Annotated in this window: 25 protein-coding genes, 1 tRNA gene and 2 pseudogenes; 5 read left to right on the top strand and 23 right to left on the bottom strand. The window is 63.2% G+C overall.

The window, feature by feature from the left end; genetic code table 11:
• Positions 1-31: 31 nt before the first annotated feature.
• Both WAQ08_RS05095 and WAQ08_RS05090 read left to right on the top strand, forming a co-directional pair.
• Positions 32-1,336 carry a D-amino acid dehydrogenase gene (locus WAQ08_RS05095; RefSeq protein ID WP_422189624.1) on the top strand — a complete coding sequence of 435 codons (1,305 nt, stop codon included), beginning with the start codon at positions 32-34 and terminating at the stop codon, positions 1,334-1,336.
• 410 nt (positions 1,337-1,746) lie between these two features.
• Positions 1,747-2,244, top strand: coding sequence for an FxDxF family PEP-CTERM protein (locus WAQ08_RS05090; protein WP_422189621.1), 498 nt, complete (start codon positions 1,747-1,749; stop codon positions 2,242-2,244).
• Between the two features lie 147 nt (positions 2,245-2,391).
• Here WAQ08_RS05090 and WAQ08_RS05085 read toward each other — a convergent pair.
• From WAQ08_RS05085 to tldD, 19 genes are all read right to left on the bottom strand, one after another.
• Positions 2,392-2,468 (bottom strand) — tRNA-Met (locus tag WAQ08_RS05085).
• Between the two features lie 165 nt (positions 2,469-2,633).
• The gene (gene rplQ / locus WAQ08_RS05080; protein WP_422189619.1) at positions 2,634-3,032 is read right to left on the bottom strand and encodes a 50S ribosomal protein L17; all 399 of its coding nucleotides are present in this window, start codon (positions 3,030-3,032) and stop codon (positions 2,634-2,636) included.
• A 90-nt stretch (positions 3,033-3,122) separates the two neighbouring features.
• Positions 3,123-4,109 carry a DNA-directed RNA polymerase subunit alpha gene (locus tag WAQ08_RS05075; protein WP_422189617.1) on the bottom strand — a complete coding sequence of 329 codons (987 nt, stop codon included), beginning with the start codon at positions 4,107-4,109 and terminating at the stop codon, positions 3,123-3,125.
• A 145-nt stretch (positions 4,110-4,254) separates the two neighbouring features.
• Positions 4,255-4,878 carry a 30S ribosomal protein S4 gene (rpsD, locus tag WAQ08_RS05070; protein WP_422189615.1) on the bottom strand — a complete coding sequence of 208 codons (624 nt, stop codon included), beginning with the start codon at positions 4,876-4,878 and terminating at the stop codon, positions 4,255-4,257.
• Between the two features lie 336 nt (positions 4,879-5,214).
• Positions 5,215-5,619, bottom strand: a complete 405-nt coding sequence (gene rpsK / locus WAQ08_RS05065; RefSeq protein ID WP_035036296.1) for a 30S ribosomal protein S11 — start codon at positions 5,617-5,619, stop codon at positions 5,215-5,217.
• Positions 5,620-5,684: 65 nt separating this feature from the next.
• Positions 5,685-6,047, bottom strand: coding sequence for a 30S ribosomal protein S13 (gene rpsM / locus WAQ08_RS05060; protein ID WP_125241518.1), 363 nt, complete (start codon positions 6,045-6,047; stop codon positions 5,685-5,687).
• Positions 6,048-6,086: 39 nt separating this feature from the next.
• Positions 6,087-6,200, bottom strand: a complete 114-nt coding sequence (gene rpmJ, locus WAQ08_RS05055; RefSeq protein ID WP_056194202.1) for a 50S ribosomal protein L36 — start codon at positions 6,198-6,200, stop codon at positions 6,087-6,089.
• A gap of 176 nt (positions 6,201-6,376) precedes the next feature.
• Positions 6,377-7,678: a preprotein translocase subunit SecY gene (secY, locus tag WAQ08_RS05050; RefSeq protein WP_422189612.1), complete on the bottom strand. Its 1,302-nt coding sequence runs from the start codon at positions 7,676-7,678 to the stop codon at positions 6,377-6,379.
• A gap of 38 nt (positions 7,679-7,716) precedes the next feature.
• Positions 7,717-8,151, bottom strand: a complete 435-nt coding sequence (gene rplO / locus WAQ08_RS05045) for a 50S ribosomal protein L15 (RefSeq protein WP_422189610.1) — start codon at positions 8,149-8,151, stop codon at positions 7,717-7,719.
• Between the two features lie 24 nt (positions 8,152-8,175).
• The gene (rpmD, locus tag WAQ08_RS05040; protein WP_422189608.1) at positions 8,176-8,358 is read right to left on the bottom strand and encodes a 50S ribosomal protein L30; all 183 of its coding nucleotides are present in this window, start codon (positions 8,356-8,358) and stop codon (positions 8,176-8,178) included.
• Between the two features lie 17 nt (positions 8,359-8,375).
• Positions 8,376-8,894, bottom strand: coding sequence for a 30S ribosomal protein S5 (rpsE, locus tag WAQ08_RS05035; protein WP_422189606.1), 519 nt, complete (start codon positions 8,892-8,894; stop codon positions 8,376-8,378).
• Positions 8,895-8,920: 26 nt separating this feature from the next.
• Complete coding sequence (gene rplR, locus WAQ08_RS05030; RefSeq protein WP_422189604.1) at positions 8,921-9,289, bottom strand: 50S ribosomal protein L18; 369 nt, start codon at positions 9,287-9,289, stop codon at positions 8,921-8,923.
• An 11-nt stretch (positions 9,290-9,300) separates the two neighbouring features.
• Complete coding sequence (rplF, locus tag WAQ08_RS05025; RefSeq protein WP_422189602.1) at positions 9,301-9,834, bottom strand: 50S ribosomal protein L6; 534 nt, start codon at positions 9,832-9,834, stop codon at positions 9,301-9,303.
• A gap of 16 nt (positions 9,835-9,850) precedes the next feature.
• Complete coding sequence (rpsH, locus tag WAQ08_RS05020) at positions 9,851-10,246, bottom strand: 30S ribosomal protein S8 (protein WP_422189600.1); 396 nt, start codon at positions 10,244-10,246, stop codon at positions 9,851-9,853.
• Between the two features lie 29 nt (positions 10,247-10,275).
• On the bottom strand, positions 10,276-10,581 hold the full coding sequence (gene rpsN / locus WAQ08_RS05015; RefSeq protein ID WP_422189598.1) for a 30S ribosomal protein S14: 306 nt from the start codon (positions 10,579-10,581) through the stop codon (positions 10,276-10,278).
• Between the two features lie 8 nt (positions 10,582-10,589).
• A complete protein-coding gene (gene rplE, locus WAQ08_RS05010) occupies positions 10,590-11,141 on the bottom strand; it encodes a 50S ribosomal protein L5 (protein ID WP_422189596.1) in 552 nt (183 codons plus the stop codon).
• A gap of 12 nt (positions 11,142-11,153) precedes the next feature.
• Entirely contained in the window at positions 11,154-11,471 is a 318-nt protein-coding gene (gene rplX / locus WAQ08_RS05005) for a 50S ribosomal protein L24 (protein WP_422189594.1), read from the bottom strand.
• A 42-nt stretch (positions 11,472-11,513) separates the two neighbouring features.
• Entirely contained in the window at positions 11,514-11,882 is a 369-nt protein-coding gene (gene rplN / locus WAQ08_RS05000) for a 50S ribosomal protein L14 (protein WP_130968422.1), read from the bottom strand.
• A gap of 300 nt (positions 11,883-12,182) precedes the next feature.
• Positions 12,183-13,643: a metalloprotease TldD gene (tldD, locus tag WAQ08_RS04995; protein ID WP_422189592.1), complete on the bottom strand. Its 1,461-nt coding sequence runs from the start codon at positions 13,641-13,643 to the stop codon at positions 12,183-12,185.
• Positions 13,644-13,741: 98 nt separating this feature from the next.
• Between tldD and WAQ08_RS04990 the strand changes: the two are divergent.
• Positions 13,742-14,175 (top strand): annotated as a pseudogene (locus WAQ08_RS04990) (IS5 family transposase); the annotation flags it as partial.
• Positions 14,176-14,179: 4 nt separating this feature from the next.
• Here WAQ08_RS04990 and WAQ08_RS04985 read toward each other — a convergent pair.
• The 4 genes from WAQ08_RS04985 to rsmI form a co-directional block, all read right to left on the bottom strand.
• Complete coding sequence (locus WAQ08_RS04985) at positions 14,180-15,127, bottom strand: lipase secretion chaperone (RefSeq protein WP_422189590.1); 948 nt, start codon at positions 15,125-15,127, stop codon at positions 14,180-14,182.
• A gap of 201 nt (positions 15,128-15,328) precedes the next feature.
• Positions 15,329-16,276 carry an esterase/lipase family protein gene (locus WAQ08_RS04980; protein ID WP_422189588.1) on the bottom strand — a complete coding sequence of 316 codons (948 nt, stop codon included), beginning with the start codon at positions 16,274-16,276 and terminating at the stop codon, positions 15,329-15,331.
• A gap of 277 nt (positions 16,277-16,553) precedes the next feature.
• Positions 16,554-17,474 (bottom strand): esterase/lipase family protein, encoded by a 921-nt coding sequence (locus WAQ08_RS04975; RefSeq protein WP_422189586.1) that lies wholly within the window; start codon positions 17,472-17,474, stop codon positions 16,554-16,556.
• 191 nt (positions 17,475-17,665) lie between these two features.
• Complete coding sequence (gene rsmI, locus WAQ08_RS04970; RefSeq protein ID WP_422189584.1) at positions 17,666-18,574, bottom strand: 16S rRNA (cytidine(1402)-2'-O)-methyltransferase; 909 nt, start codon at positions 18,572-18,574, stop codon at positions 17,666-17,668.
• Here rsmI and WAQ08_RS04965 point away from each other — a divergent pair.
• The gene (locus WAQ08_RS04965) at positions 18,552-18,956 is read left to right on the top strand and encodes a YraN family protein (RefSeq protein WP_422189582.1); all 405 of its coding nucleotides are present in this window, start codon (positions 18,552-18,554) and stop codon (positions 18,954-18,956) included. The two genes, rsmI and WAQ08_RS04965, sit on opposite strands and share 23 nt — an antisense overlap.
• A 26-nt stretch (positions 18,957-18,982) precedes the next feature.
• Positions 18,983-19,210 (top strand): annotated as a pseudogene (locus WAQ08_RS04960) (hypothetical protein); the annotation flags it as partial.

Here is a 19,210-nt window from a genome sequence, read left to right as displayed (position 1 = left end):
CTGGCGCATGAGATGACACAGAGGCCGCCCCATGAGCGTCATCGTCCTGGGCAGCGGCGTCATCGGGATCACCACGGCCTGGTACCTGGCGCGCGCCGGTCACGAGGTCACGGGAATCGACCGCCAGAGCGGCCCGGCGCTGGAAACCAGTTTTGCCAACGCGGGGCAGATCTCGCCGGGCTACGCCTCTCCCAGGGCATCGCCCGGCCTGCCGATCAAGGCCCTGCGCTGGATGCTGCAGGCTCACTCGCCGCTGGCCATCGGGCTGGACGGCAGCCTCGACCAATGGCGCTGGATGTGGCAACTGCTGCGCCAATGCACGCCAGAGCGCTACGCCGTCAACAAGGAGCGCATGGTGCGGCTGGCCACCTACAGCCGCGATTACCTGCGCACGCTGCGGGCCGACACCGGCATCGCCTATGAAGGCCGGCAACTGGGCACCCTGCAGGTCTTCAGCACCGCAGCCCAGTTCGACGCCAGTACCCGCGATGTCGCCGTGCTGCGTGAAGCCGGCGTGCCACACACCTTGCTCACCACCGGGCCTGCGCTGCAAGGCATCAAGCCAGCCCCGAACACCAGCGCGCTGGTCGGCGGCCTGCACCTGCCCGGCGATGAAACCGGTGACTATCAGCAGTTCAGCACCCGGCTCGCGCACATGGCGCAGGCGCTGGGCGTGCGTTTTCAGTTCGACACCGCCATCGACAGGCTGCTCACCAATCAGCAGGAGATCACCGGCGTGCGTTTGGCAGGTGGCAGCGTCCTCCAGGCCCAGGCCTACGTGATGGCGCTGGGCGTCATGTCACCCCAACTCTTGCAAGGCTTGATCAAGCTGCCGGTGTACCCCGTCAAGGGCTACTCGATCACGGCGCCCATCACCGATGCCACACGCGCGCCACGCTCCACTGTGCTGGATGAAAGCCACAAGATCGCCATCACCCGCTTCGAGCACCGCATCCGCGTGGGCGGCATGGCCGAACTGCGCGGCTTCGACCTCAGCCTGCGCGCACGCCGCCGCCTCACGCTGGAAATGAGCCTGGACGGCCTGTTCCCCGATGCTGCAGACCTGCCCGCGGCCACATTCTGGACAGGCCTGCGCCCCATGACCCCGGACGGCACGCCCATCGTCGGCCCCACACCCTGGCGCAATCTGTACCTCAACACCGGGCACGGCACCCTCGGGTGGACCATGGCCTGCGGCTCCGCCCGCGTGCTGGCCGACCAGATCTGCGGGCGCGCAACGGACATCCGTACCGATGACCTGAGCGTGCAGCGTTACATCACCTCCACCACGACCATCCCGGCCGCCCCCAGCCAAGCAAGCACTGGTTCCACCTGATTCAGGTGTATCAAACTTTCGTCAGATGATGTAACAATGTAAGCGCATGTATACGCGTATGCATGTTTTTCCACTATCTCATTTGGGCGCTCCTCGGAGCGCCCTTTTTTTGTCCTCTGTGCTGCCATAGCTTGCCAGTCCTCGGCAAGCGCCCCCATCGGGGGCTGCTGATCCGCATGCCAGGGCCCTCCTACAAACACGTAGGAGGCGCCGGACCCCGCGCGCGGGATTCATTTTGTTCAGCTACAGCTCCACACTTTTGAAACAGACAGGTGTCCGGGAGGTGTAGGCCAGCGGCTCATGTCGGATTTCAGCATCAAGAGCGGCCACCAAGCCGTCAGACGACATGGGGTGGGCCTCCAGGGGCCCAAAGCGCACCATTCCATCAACCTGTCCAAGGACAACACACCATGCAATTCACGCTTCGCAGCCTCGCTGCAGCCGCCGCCCTCGCCCTGGGCTCCGCTGGCGCCTTCGCCGCTACGGCTGGCGACCTCGGCACCAACCCGAGCTATGCTGAAATCACTGGCTACGGCACACAGTTCGGCCCTGTCACCTTCTCCTACAGCTTCACGCTGGACTCGGCCACCAACCTGTCCGACCTGTTCGGCAGCCTGAAGGCCACGGACGAGTCCTCCATCCTGGTGACGCTGAGCGGCCCCACATCGTTCTCCACGACGATCACCCCGACGCTGACGACGCCCAAGTCGTTCACCTTCTCGGGCCTGGCCGATGGCGCCTATACCCTGTCGTTCGTCGCCACGCCGATCGCGTCGACCTTTGCGGCTTATGGCGGCTTCGCCACCACCGTGGCGGCCGTGCCTGAGCCCGAATCGATGGCCCTGGTGCTGGCGGGCCTGGGTGTGATGGGCATGGTGGCTAGACGACGTACCTCTGTGCGCGCCTGAAACGCCAAGCGACATCGTCAAGAAGAAGCAAAGGGCCCTGAGGGGCCCTTTTGTTTGTCCCTCCGCCGCTGCCTCTGGCGGACAGGCCTGTCAGCATGAAACAAGCCCAGAAACGACAAACGCCGGCAAAGCCGGCGTTTGTTAAATTGGTTGCGGGGGCAGGATTTGAACCTACGACCTTTGGGTTATGAGCCCAACGAGCTACCAGACTGCTCCACCCCGCGGCAGAGACGTAAACTATAGCATGTTTTTTCTGTTGTGCGCAAGGGGTGCAGAAAAACTTCAAAAGATCTTTCAGGCAACACACATCAGCGAGCAACAAAAAAACCAGCATCACTGCTGGCTTTTTTGCATCAGTGCCGAGCATGCGCCCGGCCTGTCAGGCTGGCTTATTCAGCGGCGCCTTCGGTAGCAGCTTCTTCAGCCACTTCGGTGCGCTCGACCAGCTCCATGTAGGCCATGGGAGCGTTGTCGCCCACACGGAAACCCATCTTCAGGATGCGGGTGTAGCCACCAGGACGCTTGGCGAAGCGGGGGCCCAGCACGTCGAACAGCTTGACCACGTTGTCGCGGTTGCGCAGGCGGTCAAATGCCAGACGGCGGTTGGCCACCGTCGGCTCTTTGGCCAGGGTGATCAGCGGCTCGACGATGCGACGCAGTTCCTTGGCCTTGGGCACGGTGGTCTTGATGCCTTCGTGCTCGATCAGCGAATTGGCCATGTTGCGGAACATGGCGGCGCGGTGAGACGAAGTACGGTTGAGTTTACGGAGTCCGTTTCCGTGACGCATGGTGCTTTCCTTTCCTTATAAAACCGGCGGCCGTTTCAAGGTACCGCCGGGTGCACCGGGTGGCTCTGTGAGCCACCCACTTTCAAGATATCAACGCTTGTCCAGACCTTGCGGCGGCCAGGCTTCCAGGCGCGAGCCCAGGGCCAGACCACGCGATGCCAGCACTTCCTTGATCTCGTTGAGCGACTTGCGACCCAGGTTCGGGGTCTTGAGCAGCTCGGTCTCGGTGCGCTGGATGAGGTCGCCGATGTAGTAGATGTTCTCGGCCTTGAGGCAGTTGGCGGAACGGACCGTGAGTTCCAGCTCGTCCACGGGACGCAGCAGGATCGGGTCGAAGTTCTGCGCGGCCTTGGCGGGCGCATCGATGAAGCTGCCCAGCTCGCTGCCTTCCAACTGTGCGAACACGGCCAATTGTTCAACCAGGATCTTGGCCGAAGCACGGATGGCTTCCTCCGGCGAGATGGCGCCGTTGGTTTCGATTTCCATGACCAGCTTGTCCAGGTCGGTACGCTGTTCTACACGGGCGCTTTCAACCGTGTAGCTCACGCGCTTGACCGGCGAGAACGAAGCGTCCAGCACGATGCGGCCGATGGCCTTGGTCTCTTCGCCGTAGCGGCGCAGGGTACCCGGCACATAGCCGCGGCCCTTCTCGACCTTGATCTGCATGTCCAGCTTGCCGCCTTGCGACAGGTGGCAGATGACATGGTTGGGGTTCACGATCTCGACGTCGTGGGGGGTCTGGATGTCGGCGGCCGTGACCGGGCCTTCGCCATCCTTGCGCAGCACCAGGGTGACTTCGTCACGGTTGTGCAGACGGAACACCACGCCCTTGAGGTTCAGCATGATGTGTACGACGTCTTCCTGCACGCCGTCCAGCGTGGAGTATTCGTGCAGCACACCGGCGATGGTGACTTCCGTCGGCGCAAAACCCACCATCGACGACAGCAGCACGCGGCGAAGCGCGTTGCCCAGCGTGTGACCATAGCCACGCTCGAAAGGCTCGAGTGTGACTTTGGCGCGGTGGCCGCCCAGCGGCTCCACCTGGATGGCTTTGGGTTTCAGCAACGTGGTTTGCATGAGGCCTTCCTGTCAATACCCTCGGCTCGTTACACCGATAAGGCTGATGGACCAACCGGTCTTGCGACCGGCAACTTTTTGAAAAAACGACAGCAGGGCTACCGGGCGCAGCCAGCACGGCCAGCGCCCGAAAGCCCTGAAAGAATCAACGCGAGTACAGTTCGACGATCAACGATTCGTTGATGTCGGAGCCGAATTCGTCGCGGTCAGGGGCCTTCTTGAAGACGCCTTCCAGCTTGGTGGCGTCAACTTGCACCCAGCCCGGCATGCCGATGGACTCGGCCAGCTTCACGGACTCTTGCACGCGGGCCTGCTTCTTGGCCTTGTCGCGCACGGCGACGACATCGCCCGACTTCACGCTGTACGACGGGATGTTCACGACCTGGCCGTTCACCGTCACGCCCTTGTGGCCCACCAGCTGGCGAGCTTCAGCGCGCGTGGAGCCGAAGCCCATGCGGTACACGACGTTGTCCAGACGTGATTCCAGCAGCGACAGCAGATTCGAGCCGGTGTTGCCCTTGCGGCGCTCGGCTTCGGCGAAGTAGCGGCGGAATTGCTTCTCCAACACGCCGTACATGCGCTTGACCTTCTGCTTTTCACGCAGTTGCAGGCCGAAGTCGGAGGTGCGCGAACCGGAGGTGCGGCCGTGCTGACCAGGCTTGGTGTCGAACTTGGCCTTGTCGCTGATGGGGCGACGGGCGCTCTTCAGGAACAGGTCGGTGCCTTCGCGGCGGGCCAGTTTGGCCTTGGGTCCGAGATAACGTGCCACTTGAGTGTCCTCTCAAATCAGTCTGACGTCAGCGGCGGCATGGGCCGTCCGACGCGAGTTCGGCGGATATTGTTGTGCGCTCGAACGGTGGTCTTGAAATGGCGCAGGCCGCTCAAAAGCGGCACGCGCGCGAAAAACCTGCGATTATAGCCACAGGACAACCCTTATTACATGAATACCAGACAACTCTGAATGGATTTGTCAAGCAATGACCACGCTCGCCGGGGTTACGCGACGGTGACGCTCCTTGCTGCGTGCAAAGACTGCAAAGACCGGATCACCAAAAGGCAACGCCTCGCCGACGGACCAGCCGCGGGCGAGGCGCACAGAGCCGAATCAGATGCGACGACGCTTCTGGGGACGGCAGCCGTTGTGCGGCACGGGGGTCACGTCCGAGATCGAGTTGATCCGGATACCCAGCGAAGCCAGGGCGCGAACCGAGGACTCACGACCAGGACCGGGGCCCTTGATCTCGACGTCCAGGTTCTTGATGCCTTGCTCTTGAGCGGCACGGCCAGCCACTTCAGCAGCCACCTGGGCAGCGAAGGGGGTGGACTTGCGCGAGCCCTTGAAGCCTTGACCACCGCTCGAGGCCCACGACAGGGCGTTGCCCTGACGGTCCGTGATGGTGATGATGGTGTTGTTGAACGAGGCGTGCACGTGAGCGATGCCGTCTGCAATGTTCTTGCGGACCTTCTTGCTCACACGGCGGGCCGCGCTGTTGGCAGGTGCTTTAGCCATAAAAACCTTCTCTCTCGACGAGCCCCGACCGAGGCCGGGGGCAGTATCTTATTGATTGGCGAAGATCACTTCTTGCCAGCGATCGCCTTGCGCGGACCCTTGCGGGTACGGGCATTGGTGCGAGTGCGCTGACCGCGGCAGGGCAGGCCACGACGGTGACGGAAACCGCGGTAGCAGCCGATGTCCATGAGGCGCTTGATGTTCATGGACAGCTCGCGGCGCAGGTCACCTTCGATGGTGAGCTTGCCCACTTCGTCCCGGATCTTTTCCAGGTCACCGTCGGTCAGTTCCTTGATCTTCTTGTTGAAGGGAATACCGGCGTTCGAGCAGATCTTCTGCGCGGTGGTGCGGCCAATGCCGTAGATGTGCGTCAAGCCAATCTCAGTGTGCTTGTGCGGTGGGATGTTGATGCCAGCAATACGTGCCATAGCTGTCCTCTGATACCGTGATAGTTCGCCAGCCGGGGCTTAGCCCTGGCGCTGCTTGTGACGGGGGTCGGTGCAGATCACGCGAACCACGCCCTTGCGGCGAATGATTTTGCAATTGCGGCACATTTGCTTGACTGATGCCGAGACTTTCATGGTTTTCTCCTGGTCCGCTGATTGCTCAGCGGGGATTCACGCTTCGTAAACCGGGTCTATGAATTCGCTCACTTCGCCCGGAATACGATGCGAGCACGGGTCAATTTTCAACCGGAGGGTGTGCAGCGGATGGTTTTGATCATCTCGCCGTGTGCCGTGCACACACCCACCGGGGGTCAACTTGTTTTGAAATTCGCCTTCTTCAGCAGCGACTCGTACTGCTGGGACATCACATAAGACTGAACTTGCGCCCAGAAGTCCATCGTGACGACCACGATGATCAACAGGGAGGTTCCACCGAAGTAGAACGGCACGTTGTACTTGAGCACCAGAAACTCGGGCAGCAGGCACACCAGGGTGATGTACGCCGCGCCAACCAGCGTCAGACGGGCCAGGATCTTGTCGATGTACTTGGCCGTGTTGTCGCCAGGACGAATGCCAGGAATGAACGCGCCGCTCTTCTTCAGGTTGTCCGCCGTCTCACGGCTGTTGAACACCAGCGCCGTGTAGAAGAAGCAGAAGAACACGATGGCCGCGGTGTACAGGATCACGTAGATCGGCTGACCGGGGGACAACATGCCCGCCAGATCCTTCAACCAGCGCATGCTGTCGCCCGTGGCGAACCAGCCCACGGCAGTCGCCGGCAGCAGGATGATCGACGAGGCGAAGATCGGAGGGATCACGCCGGCCATGTTGACCTTCAGCGGCAGGTGCGACGACTGACCACCATAGACCTTGTTGCCGACCTGGCGCTTGGCGTAGTTCACCAGGATCTTGCGCTGACCACGCTCCACGTACACCACACCGAAGGTGACCAGGATCACGATGGCAATGATGAAGATGGCGGCCGGGATGCTCATCGCACCGGTGCGGATCAGCTCGAACAGACCACCGATGGCGCTGGGCAGACCCGCAGCGATACCGGCGAAGATCAGGATCGAGATGCCGTTGCCCAGACCACGCTCGGTGATCTGCTCACCCAGCCACATCAGGAACATCGTGCCGGCCGTCAGGCTCACCACCACGGTGAACACGAAGGCAGGCCCCGGGTTCAAGGCATAGGCCGCCACACCCTGCGCCGCGAAGAACGACTGGATGATGGCAATGCCCACCGTCAGGTAACGCGTGTACTGGGTGATCTTGCGACGACCCGCTTCGCCTTCCTTCTTGAGCGCCTCGAGCGTGGGCACCACGTAGCCCATCATTTGCATGATGATGGACGCCGAGATGTACGGCATGATGCCCAGCGCGAACACGGTGAACTTGGACAGCGCGCCGCCCGAGAACATGTTGAACAGGTTCAGGATGCCGCCCTGCTGGCCCTTGAAGAACTGGAGCAGTTGCGCGTTGTCGATACCGGGCACTGGGATGTGAGCCCCGATGCGGTAGACGACAAGCGCAAGCAGCAGGAACGTCAGCCGACGACGCAGGTCGCCGAACTTGCCGCTCTGTGCCAGTTGGGTCGGAGAAGTAGCCATGAGTCCTGTTCAGTCTCGAGTGATGCCGATGCCGGAGCTTACTCGCTCAGCGAGCCGCCAGCGGCTTCGATCGCAGCCTTGGCACCCACGGTCGCGCCGATGCCTTTGAGGGACACCTTCTTGCTCAGCTCGCCCGACTTGATCACCTTGACGACCTTGGCCAACTGGGGGATCAGACCGGCTTGCTTGAGCACCAGCACGTCCACGTCGGTGGCGTCCAGGGCTTGCAGCTCGCTCAAGGTGACCTCGGCGTTGTACTTCAGCAGGTGCGACTTGAAACCGCGCTTGGGCAGACGGCGCTGCAGAGGCATTTGACCGCCTTCGAAGCCCACCTTGTGGTAGCCACCCGAACGCGACTTCTGACCCTTGTGACCGCGGCCAGCGGTCTTGCCCAGGCCCGAGCCGATGCCACGGCCGACGCGGCGCTTGGCGTGCTTGGCGCCCTTGGCGGGCTTGATGCTATTGAGTTCCATGGTATTTCCCTACGTTGCGGTGGCTCAGACCACCTCAACCATGTAGCGGACCTTGTTGATCATGCCGCGCACAGCGGGCGTGTCTTCCAGGACGCGGGTGCCGTTCATACGGCGCAGGCCCAGGCCACGCACGGTGGCGCGGTGGTCGGCCTTGGTGCCGATGGGGCTGCGGACCAGCTTGACGGTCAGGGTTTTCTTTTCGCTCATGTCAGCTCTCCTGCGGATCAGTTGAAGATTTCTTCAACTGTCTTGCCGCGCTTGGCCGCCACTTCCGACGGAGTCGTCGAGCGGCTCAGGGCGTCGAACGTGGCGCGAACCAGGTTGTAGGGGTTGGTCGAACCGAAGCTCTTGGCCACGATGTCGGTCACGCCCATCACTTCGAACACGGCGCGCATCGGGCCGCCGGCGATGATGCCGGTACCAGCGGGTGCGGGAGCCAGCAGGACGCGCGAGGCGCCATGCTCACCGATCACGTTGTGGTGAACGGAGCCGTTCTTCAGCGAGACCTTCAGCATGTTGCGACGAGCCTGGTCCATGGCCTTGGACACGGCCAGCGGCACTTCACGCGCCTTGCCCTTGCCCATGCCGATGCGACCGTCGCCATCACCGACCACAGTGAGGGCGGCGAAGCCCATGATCCGACCGCCCTTGACCACTTTGGTCACGCGGTTCACCTGGATCATCTTCTCGCGGAGACCATCGTCGCGACCTTCGTCAGCCACTTTGGGTTGAAACTTAGCCATTTGGTATTCCTTCCGATGCCGGGCGCTTAGAACTGAAGGCCGGCTTCACGCGCGGCATCAGCCAAGGCCTTGATACGACCGTGGTAGGCAAAGCCCGAGCGGTCGAAAGCGACCTTCTCGACGCCAGCGGCCTTCGCCTTCTCGGCGATGCGCTTGCCAATCACGGAGGCGGCGTTCACGTTGCCACCCTTGCCAGCAGCACCCAGCTGCTCGCGGACTTCCTTCTCGGCGGTCGAGGCGGAAGCGAGCACCTTGGAGCCGTCGCCGGTGACGACGGTGGCATAGATGTGCAGGTTGGTACGGATGACCGTCAGACGCACGGCGCCTTGCAAGGCGATGCGGGCGCGCGTTTGACGCGAGCGGCGCTGGCGCTGTTCTTTCTTGGTGATAGACATGAATCAGCTCCTTACTTCTTCTTGGTCTCTTTCAAGACCACGCGCTCGTCGGCATAGCGGATGCCCTTGCCCTTGTAGGGCTCGGGCGGACGGAAGGCGCGCACTTCAGCGGCGATCTGTCCGACCACTTGACGGTCCACGCCCTTGATCAGGATCTCGGTCTGAGACGGGGTCTCGACCTTGATGCCGGCGGGCATGTCTTTGATCACGGGGTGCGAGAAACCGATCTGGAGATTCAGCTTCTGGCCTTGGGCCTGGGCACGGAAGCCCACGCCCACCAGGGTCAGCTTCTTCTCGAAACCCTTGCTCACGCCGTTGACCATGTTGTTCACCAGGGCGCGAACGGTACCGGACATCGCATTGGCGGCGGCGGTATCGTTGGCAGGGGTGACCTTGAGCACGCCAGCGTCGTTGGCCACGCGGGCCAGTTCGGACTGGGGACGGCTCAGGGTGCCCAGGGCGCCCTTGACGGTGATTTGATCTGCAGTGACCTGCACGTCCACACCTTGGGGGACGGCGATCGGCATTTTTCCTACGCGGGACATGTCGATGGCTCCTCGATCAGGCGACGTAGCAGAGCACTTCGCCGCCGATACCGGCAGCGCGCGCCTTGCGGTCGGTCATCACGCCTTGCGGGGTGGTGACGATGGCCACACCCAGGCCGTTTTGGACCTGAGGGATGCTGTGACGGCCTTTGTACACACGCAGACCAGGCTTGGACACGCGCTCGATCTTCTCGATCACGGGACGGCCTGCGTAGTACTTAAGGGCGATTTCCAGCGTGGGCTTGGCAGCCTCGCCGGTGACGTTGAATCCGTCGATGTAGCCCTCGTCCTTCAGGACCTGGGCGATCGCGACTTTCAGCTTCGACGACGGCAGCGCCACGGTGGCCTTTTCGACCATTTGGGCGTTGCGAATGCGCGTCAGCATGTCGGCGATGGGATCACTCATGCTCATGGGATAACTCCTGTTCGTTCCCTGCCGACTTACCAGCTTGCCTTGGTGACACCGGGGATGTCACCGGCAAATGCCAGTTCGCGGATCTTGCTACGGCCCAGGCCGAACTGACGGAAGGTGCCACGGGGGCGACCAGTCAGGTTGCAGCGGTTGCGCAGACGGGTGGGGTTGGCGTTGCGGGGCAGCTTTTGCAGTTCCAGGCGGGCGGCGTAACGCTCGTCGTCGGACTTGTTGGCGTCATCGATGACGGCCTTGAGTTCGGCGTACTTCTTGGCGTACTTGGCAACCAGCTTTTCGCGCTTTTCTTCGCGTTGCTTCAGAGAGACTTTAGCCACGTTCCACCTCAGTTCTTGAACGGGAATTTGAAAGCCGCCAGCAAAGCCTTGGCTTCCTCATCGGTCTTGGCGGACGTCGTGATGCTGATGTTCAGACCACGGATCGCGTCGATCTTGTCGTACTCGATTTCCGGGAAGATGATCTGCTCTTTGACGCCGACGTTGTAGTTGCCGCGGCCATCGAACGAACGACCGGAGATACCACGGAAGTCACGCACGCGGGGCAGCGAGATGGTGACGAAGCGGTCCAGGAATTCGAACATGCGCACGCCACGCAGGGTGACCATGCAGCCGATGGGCATTTGCTCGCGGATCTTGAAGCCGGCGATGGCCTTCTTCGACTTGGTGACCACGGGCTTCTGGCCGGCGATCTTGGTCAGGTCGCCAACGGCGTGTTCCATGACCTTCTTGTCGGAGACCGCTTCGGACACACCCATGTTCAGGGTGATCTTGGTCAGGCGGGGCACTTCCATCACCGACTTGTAGCCGAACTTGGCCACCAGGTCAGGCACCACTTTTTCGCGGTAGAAGTCTTGCAGACGGGCAGTTTGTTGCGTCATGGCTTACCTCTATCAAGCCTTGATTTCTTCGCCGCTGGACTTGTAGACGCGCACTTTCTTGCCGTCATCCAGGAGCTTGATACCCACGCGATCCGCCTTGCCCGACACGGCGTTGAAGATCGCCACGTTGGATTGGTGGATCGGCATGGTCTTGTCGACGATGCCGCCGGTCGTACCCTTCATGGGGTTGGGGCGCACGTGCTTCTTGGCAACGTTCACACCTTCGACCAACAGATGATCGGCATCGACGCGAGCGGAGATGGTGCCGCGCTTGCCTTTGTCACGACCGGTCAACACGATGACCTGATCGCCTTTGCGGAGTTTGTTCATGGGAGCTGTCCTTTGCCTTTGCCACCAGGTAAGCCGCTGGGCTTACAGAACCTCGGGGGCCAGCGACACGATCTTCATGAAGCGCTCGGTACGCAGTTCACGCGTGACCGGGCCGAAGATACGGGTGCCGATAGGCTCCAGCTTGGTGTTGAGCAGCACGGCGGCATTGCCGTCGAACTTGATGAGCGAGCCGTCCTGGCGACGAACGCCCTTGGCGGTACGAACCACCACGGCGCTGTAGACCTCGCCCTTCTTGACGCGACCACGAGGTGCAGCTTCTTTGATGCTGACCTTGATGATGTCGCCAATACCGGCGTAACGACGCTTGGAGCCACCGAGCACCTTGATACACATGACGCTCTTGGCACCCGTGTTGTCAGCGACATCGAGTCGCGATTGCATTTGGATCATTTTTACCCCAACTTGCACCTATCGGCTGCGCAACATCTGCGCAACAACGACTGGACAGTCTTGGGCCCGTGGATCGGGCGGATCTGACTAACGGCCGTTTGCCTGGAATCACCCACCACAGCAGCCCGACAACCCTGACCCCTGTGCATGGGGGCCCGAACCGTCTTGGCCGAGGGCATTAGGCTGGCAAACAGCCTTTTACTCAGCGAAGCCTTGCATTATGCACGAGTTTGTGCGCAGTGGTCAAGGGTATTGTGAAAAGAAGCAAATCGAGGGGCCGCGCGGGTGGCGCCCCCCCGATCAGGCTGTGCCGCCGACGGTCAGGCCGTCGATGCGCAGGGTGGGCTGGCCCACACCGACGGGCACGCTCTGGCCTTCCTTGCCGCAGGTGCCGACGCCGCTGTCGAGCTGCAGGTCGTTGCCGATCATGCTGACGCGGGTGAGCGCGTCCGGACCATTGCCGATGAGCGTGGCGCCCTTGACCGGGTACTGGATCTTGCCCTTTTCGACCCAGTAGGCCTCGCTGGCCGAGAACACGAACTTGCCGCTGGTGATGTCGACCTGGCCGCCACCGAAGTTGACGGCGTAGAGGCCCCGGTCGATCGAGGCGACGATTTCCTGCGGATCCTTGTCGCCGGCCAGCATGTAGGTGTTGGTCATGCGCGGCATGGGCAGGTGGGCATAGCTTTCGCGGCGGCCGTTGCCAGTAGGGGCCATCTTCATCAGGCGGGCGTTGGTGGCGTCCTGGATGTAGCCGCGCAGGATGCCGTCTTCGATGAGGACGGTGCGTTGCGTGGCCTGGCCTTCGTCGTCGATGTTGAGCGAGCCGCGGCGATCGGCGATGGTGCCGTCGTCCAGCACAGTGACGCCCTTGGCGGCCACACGCTGGCCCAGGCGGCCGGAGAACACGCTGGAGCCCTTGCGGTTGAAGTCGCCCTCCAGGCCGTGGCCGACGGCCTCGTGCAGGAGGATGCCAGGCCAGCCGCTGCCGAGCACCACCGTCATCTCGCCAGCGGGCGCCGGGCGGGCTTCGAGGTTGACGAGGGCGGCATGCACGGCCTGGTCAACGTACTGCTGGAGCAGGTCATCGGTGAAGTAGGCCAGGCCGTAGCGGCCACCGCCGCCGGAGGAGCCGACTTCGCGGCGACCATCTTGTTCAGCGATGACGGTGAGCGACAGGCGCACCAGGGGGCGCACGTCGGCAGCCAGGGTGCCATCGGCGCGGGCCACCAGGACCACGTCGTACTCCATGCCCAGGCCGGCCATGACCTGCACGACGCGCGGGTCTTTGGCGCGGGCCATGCCCTCGGCCTTTTCGAGCAGGGCGACCTTGGCGGCGCTGTCGAGCGTGGCGATCGGGTCCAGGCCGGGGTAGAGGCTGCGGCTGGGGGCCACGCGGTGCTCGCCCACCTTGACCTTGCGGCTCTGGCCGCTGGAAGCGATGGTGCGCACGGTGCGGGCGGCGTCGAGCAGCGCGGCCTCGGAGATGTCATCCGAATAGGCGAAGGCGGTCTTCTCGCCAGCGATGGCGCGCACGCCCACGCCCTGGTCGATACTGAAGCTGCCGGATTTGACGATGCCTTCTTCCAGGCTCCAGCCCTCACTGCGGGTGAACTGGAAGTAAAGGTCGGCGTCGTCGACGCGGTGCTCGGTGATGACCTTGAGGGCCTTGAGCAGGGTGGATTCGTCCAGGCCGTAGGGGGCGAGCAGCAGCTCACGGGCGGTCTGGAGGCGGGCGATGGTGGCGTCGACGGCGATCATGGCCCCATTCTAGGAAAAAGGCCGCGTCTGCGCGCGGCCTGGGCGTGCGGGAGACAGATATTCTCTTGAGGAAACGCCGGGGCGCCCCAAGTTAGTGGCATCTGCTGGTGGACGGGCGTGGCGTCCCGTTGTCGATCATCGTGACCGGAGCAAATGAACACGATGTCAGCAAGATTGACCAGGTGCTGGAATCGATCGTGATCAAGCGCAAGGCACCGCCCAAACAGCGCAGCAAACACCTGTGCGCAGACGCGGGATACCGTGGCAAGCCCGCTGCCAAGATCATTGCCGAGCATGGCTACATCACGCATGTGGTTAATCGGCGCAAAGAGGCCGACAACAAGCGACGTGATCGAAGAAGAAGGCGCGCCGCTGGGTTGTCGAGGTTTGCCATAGTTGGTTCAATCGGTTCCGCAAACTCCTCGTGCGATACGAGAAGCTGGAACGCAGCTTCCTTGCGCTCAACCATCTGGCTGCTGCCATCATTGCGTTCCGCAAAGTACCACTACGCGCAAATATAATTTACGGATAGATTCTTAGTACTTCAACAGGGCCTTGACGCGGATCTTGTCCTTGTCCTGGAAGTTCTCGTCGACATAGCGCTGCATCTCGGCCTGCCGCTGGCTGTCCGACAGGTTGTTGGCGGCCTTCAGGCGCTCCCATTCGCTGCGGGCGGCGGCCAGGCGGCGATCCCACTCTTCCCATTGCTTGTCGACGGCCTCGAGGCGGTCGGCAGCGTCTTCGCCGTAACGGGCCGCGCGCTCAGCACGCACGGCGGCCGGGTCTTTGCCTGCAGCCATCTGGGGCACGGGCTCACCGACATCGGGCGGCGGCGCCTGGCCGGATTCGAGCTGGTTGAAGTAGGCCAGGAAGTTCTTTTCGTCGTCTGCGTAGAAGGCCTCGGCCCAGGCCTGGCCCAGGAGCTGGCGGCGCACGGAGCGTTGCTCTTCGAAGACGGGCATCCAGGTGTTGCGGTCGTTCTGGACGAACTGGTTCTTCCAGTCGTAGGTGCGGATCTTCCAGTACTTGTCGAACAGGTCGGTGATCTCGGTGGCGAGCTTGTCGCCATGGGCGATGCGGGCTTCGTCGTGGATCAGGCCACGGATCTCGGCGATGGAGACCTCGCCCAGACCCAGGATGTAGTACTCGAAGCGCCCGCGCAGGCCCTTGCAGGGCTTGAGCAGCTTGTCGGTGCTGACGCACCATTCGCCGGAAGGCTCGGTGCCCGCGAAGGAGCCTTCGCGGAACAGGCGCTGGCGCACTTGCTCGGGCGTACGTACCTGTTCGGCTTGGGGAGCAGCTACGGCCGGCGATGCATCACCGCCACCCAGGCCCCAGCCATTGGCCTGGCCGTGTCCGGCCTCACCACCACCCAGCAGGCGAACCCCGCCCCACTCCGCGCCACCGCGCTGGACCACCCATGCACCCACCAACACCGCCACGGCGGCCAGCGAGACCACCATCCATTTGATTCGTACCTGCATCGCTTGTTTCCTGGCTCGCATCCTTGAGGCCTTGCTGAGACCTTACCCATGGTGACACCCCGCCCTGCCCGTTCACATCGGTTCCTGCCCTCACCTGGAATGGGTGGTTGACTCAAAAGCAGGAAGGGTCAACCAGATGGCCTGGTCGACCCTTCCGTGTCAGCAAACCCGGCGCAGACCGGGCACGGCGTCAGACTTGGTTCAAAGGAAGGCCCACTTCAGGCGGTTGGCATGCTGAACATAGAAGGACTTGGGATCCGGCGCGCCCTTTCCGATGGCGCCCAGCACCTGGTTGATCTCGTCGAGGTGGTTCCAGGCGTAGTTGTCCTTGATGACATTGCCCCAGTGCGAGGAGCACTTGCTGACCAGGCCGTCGTTGGGTTCGGCGCCGAAGTAGTTGGCGGTATAGGCCAGCAGCGCGTCGGAAATGTCGCCGCTGTTGGTCTTGACCGAGGTGCCCGAGAACGAGTACCAGTTGATGCTGTTGCCCGCGATCTTGGCCGTGGTCGGGCCCTTGCCGCAGCTGGTGGTGGGCTTGCCGGTGGGGAACTTGGCGTTGAAGGCGGCAGCGCCCGGGGCGCTGAGCGCGGCCAGCGCGGTCTTGAGGTCGGCGCTCTGGTAGTTGGGGTTGCCCGTGAGCCAGCCGATCAGCTTGAGGCCGGCGGTGGCGGTCTGGTCGAAGCCGCCATCCGGGGTGGTGCCGGCCAGGATGTCATCGGCCACCCTGGAGCCCAGGTGCGTACCCGCCACGGAGCTGACGCTGGCGACCATGGCCGGCACGATACCGGCGGCGTAACGCACGGTGGGGCCGCCATGGCTGTGGCCGATCAGGTTGAATTTCTTGACGCCGTCCTTGGCAGCCCACTGCTGCAGTTGCTTGACCAGTTCCTCACCACGGAACTCGGTGGTCTGCGAGGGGTTGACGGAGGCGATGTAGACAGTGGCACCTTCGTCGCGCAGCGCACCGGGGATCTGGTAGAAGTAGTTCACCACGCCCAGGATGCTGTCGAAGCCAATGAAGCCATGCACCAGCACGATGGGGTACTTGGTCTTGGCGGTGGTGCCGGCGTGGGCCGCGGGCGCGGCCACGAGGGCGAAGGTGGTGGCGGCAGCCACACAGGTGGCGCGCAGGATCTGGGTTGGGTTCATGCGTTTCTCCAGGCGTCTCGTCTCAGGACGCTCATTGAAATTGATTTTTCGCGTTAATCGATAATTGATATATCAATGCGCGGCCTGGATTGTTCATGGGGGGCCTGTGAAGCGCCCCGGGGGTTAGCCCCTGGAAGCAGGGTTTGCGATGAAGAGGCTAACCCGCCGCCCGCGATCAGCGCATGACCGGGGTGTGATCCGGGCATGAAAAAAGCCGGTGCAGAGCACCGGCTTTCCGAGGAGAGTAATACGCGCGCCGGCCAAAGCCGGCGTCAGATCACAGGCCCTTGCTCTTGAGGCGGCCCACGATGTTCACGTAGTAGGCCTTGGGATCAGGCGCACCCTTGCCGATGGTGCCCAGGACCTGGTTGATTTCGTCCAGGTGGTTCCAGGGCAGGGTCATGTCGATCTGCTTGCCCCACTTGGCTTCGTCAGGCGACACCAGACCGTCGTTGACGGTCGTGCCGTAGTACTTGCCGGTGTAGGCCAGGATGGCGTCGGAGATGTCCCAGCCATTGGTCTTGACCAGGTTGCCGGCGTAGGAATAGAAGTACTGGCCGTTGGCGTACTCGGCGTTGCGGCCGGCCGGGAATTCCTGGTTGAAGCGCTCGGCGTCGGTGCTGCTCAGGGCCTTCAGGGCGGTCTTGAGGTCGGCGCTCTTGTAGTTGGCGTTGCCGGTGAGCCAGCCGATCAGCTGCAGGCCGGCGGTGGCAGCCTTGTCGAAACCGCCGTCGGGCGTGGTGCCCTTCAGGATCTCGTCAGCGACCTTGGAGCCATAGTGCGTGCCGGACATGGTCGACACGCTGGCGATGTCGCTGCGCGTGGCGGCGGAGTAGCGAACGGTCGGGCCGCCATGGCTGTGGCCGATCAGGTTGAACTTCTGGATCTTGTTGTACCAGGGGCTGGCAGCCTTCCAGGCATCGAGTTGCTTGTTGAGCTCTTCACCACGGAACTCGGTGGTCTGCGAGGGGTTGACCGAAGCGATGTAGACGGTGGCGCCTTCATCGCGCAGCGCGCCGGGGATCTGGTAGAAGTAGTTGACAACGCCCAGGATGTTGTCGAAACCGATGAAACCATGGACCAGCACGACGGGGTGCTTGGTCTTGGCGGCGGTGCCAGCGTGAGCGGGGACGGCGGCCACGGCAACAGCGGCGACGGCTGCGGCGGCGGCAATGTGGCGGATCTTCAGAGCTTTCATGCGTTTTCTCCTCTTCGTGCACAGCGGTCTGCTGCTGCGATCAATTATTCGGATGTCGTTATTCGCCCCCCTCAAGGGGGAACCCTGGTTTCCCGGGTTTGCACGACCCCGCATTCACGTGGAGAAAAATGTCCAAGCTCTGTTTTTGTACTGCACCGCAGAAATTTTGGTGTAAGGCTGCTTAAGCGGACTCAATCCGCCTCACGCTGACGGGTCTGGCGCCGTGCCAATGCGTGGTCGTACAGACGGTTGCGCGGCTGCCCGGTGGCATCGGACAGCAAACGCGCCGCTTCCTTGAGGGGCAGGTGCTCGGCCAGGACGTTCAGCACCTCGCTGACCGGCCCGGGCAGTTCTGCATCGCCGACATCGCCCTGAGCACTGACGGCATGCCACACCAGCGCGAATTCACCGCGCTGGCGATTGGGCTCGCCCACCCACGCAGGCAAGGCCTGGGCCGGCAGGGTATTGATCTCTTCGAACTGCTTGGTGAGTTCCCGCCCGACAGTGACAAGCCGCTCCGGGTCGATGCCGGCCAGATCATGCGCCAGTTCTGCAATGCGGTACGGCGATTCAAACAAAACGACCGCGCCGGGCAACTGCCGCAGGCCCAGCAGCGCCTCGCGCCGGGCCGCGCCCTTGGGCGGCAGGAAGCCCACGAAGGTGAAGCCCTGGGCCTGCACATCCCCCGCGGCGGACACCAGGGTGACGGGCGCGCTGGCCCCTGGCAGAGGCACCACGCGCAGACCGGCGGCCCGCACAGCGCGCACCAGGCGCGCGCCTGGATCCGACACGCCGGGCGTGCCCGCATCGCTCACGTAGACCAGGCGCTGGCCGCCCTGCAGGGCCTGCACCACGGATTGGGCGGCCTCGTTCTCGTTGTGCTCGTGCACGGCCATCAGGCGCTTGTCCAGGCCCAGGTGCTGCAGCAGGCGCTGCGTCATGCGCGTGTCTTCGCAGGCCACGGCATCGGCCAGCGCCAGCACGTGGATGGCGCGCAGGGTCAGGTCGGCCAGATTGCCGATGGGCGTGGCGACAACATACAGCGCGCCTGCGGGATACTGCTGGCTGCCGGCGGCCATGGCCGCGGTCTGGAGGAGCAAGGTGGCATCGACCGTCACGACGAAATCCCGGGGAGATGAGGCGGAAGGCCAGGCGCTGGCCCATCTGCAGGCACAGGGCCTGACGCTGGTGGAGCGCAATTATCGGTTGGCGCGCGGCCCCCGTGCGCGCGGCGCAGAGGTAGACCTGATCATGCGCGATACCGACGGCACCTTGGTGTTCGTGGAAGTGCGCGCGCGCCGCGATGCAGGCCATGGCGGTGCCGCCGCCTCGGTATCGCGCGGCAAGCAGCGCCGCTGCATCCTGGGCGCACGCCACTACCTGATGACGCTGAACACGCTGCCGCCCTGCCGCTTCGACGTGGTCGCCATCGAGGGCGACACGCTGAACTGGATCCGTGGGGCCTTCCTGGCCGATGACTGATCAGCGCTGACTTATGATCGGAGGGCATGTCTGATCCCTTGTTGACTCCCCCCTTCCTGTCCCAGTCCATCGCGCAGGCCGCCGACGGCCTGTACCAGTCCTCGGAGCGGCTGGCGCAACACCTGCACGCCGCGGCCCTGGCCATCGTGCACGGCCTGACCAGCGGCAGCCGCGTGCTGTGCGCCGGCGAGCGCGAAGGCGTGTGGCTGGCCCAGCAGGCCGCCCACCTGCTGGTGCAGGGCACGGGCCGGCCG

Source organism: Aquabacterium sp. (assembly GCF_049274795.1).
GTDB lineage: Bacteria > Pseudomonadota > Gammaproteobacteria > Burkholderiales > Burkholderiaceae_C > Aquabacterium.
Note: the sequence above shows the minus strand (reverse complement) of the source record. Positions and strands in the feature narration are given on the sequence as shown.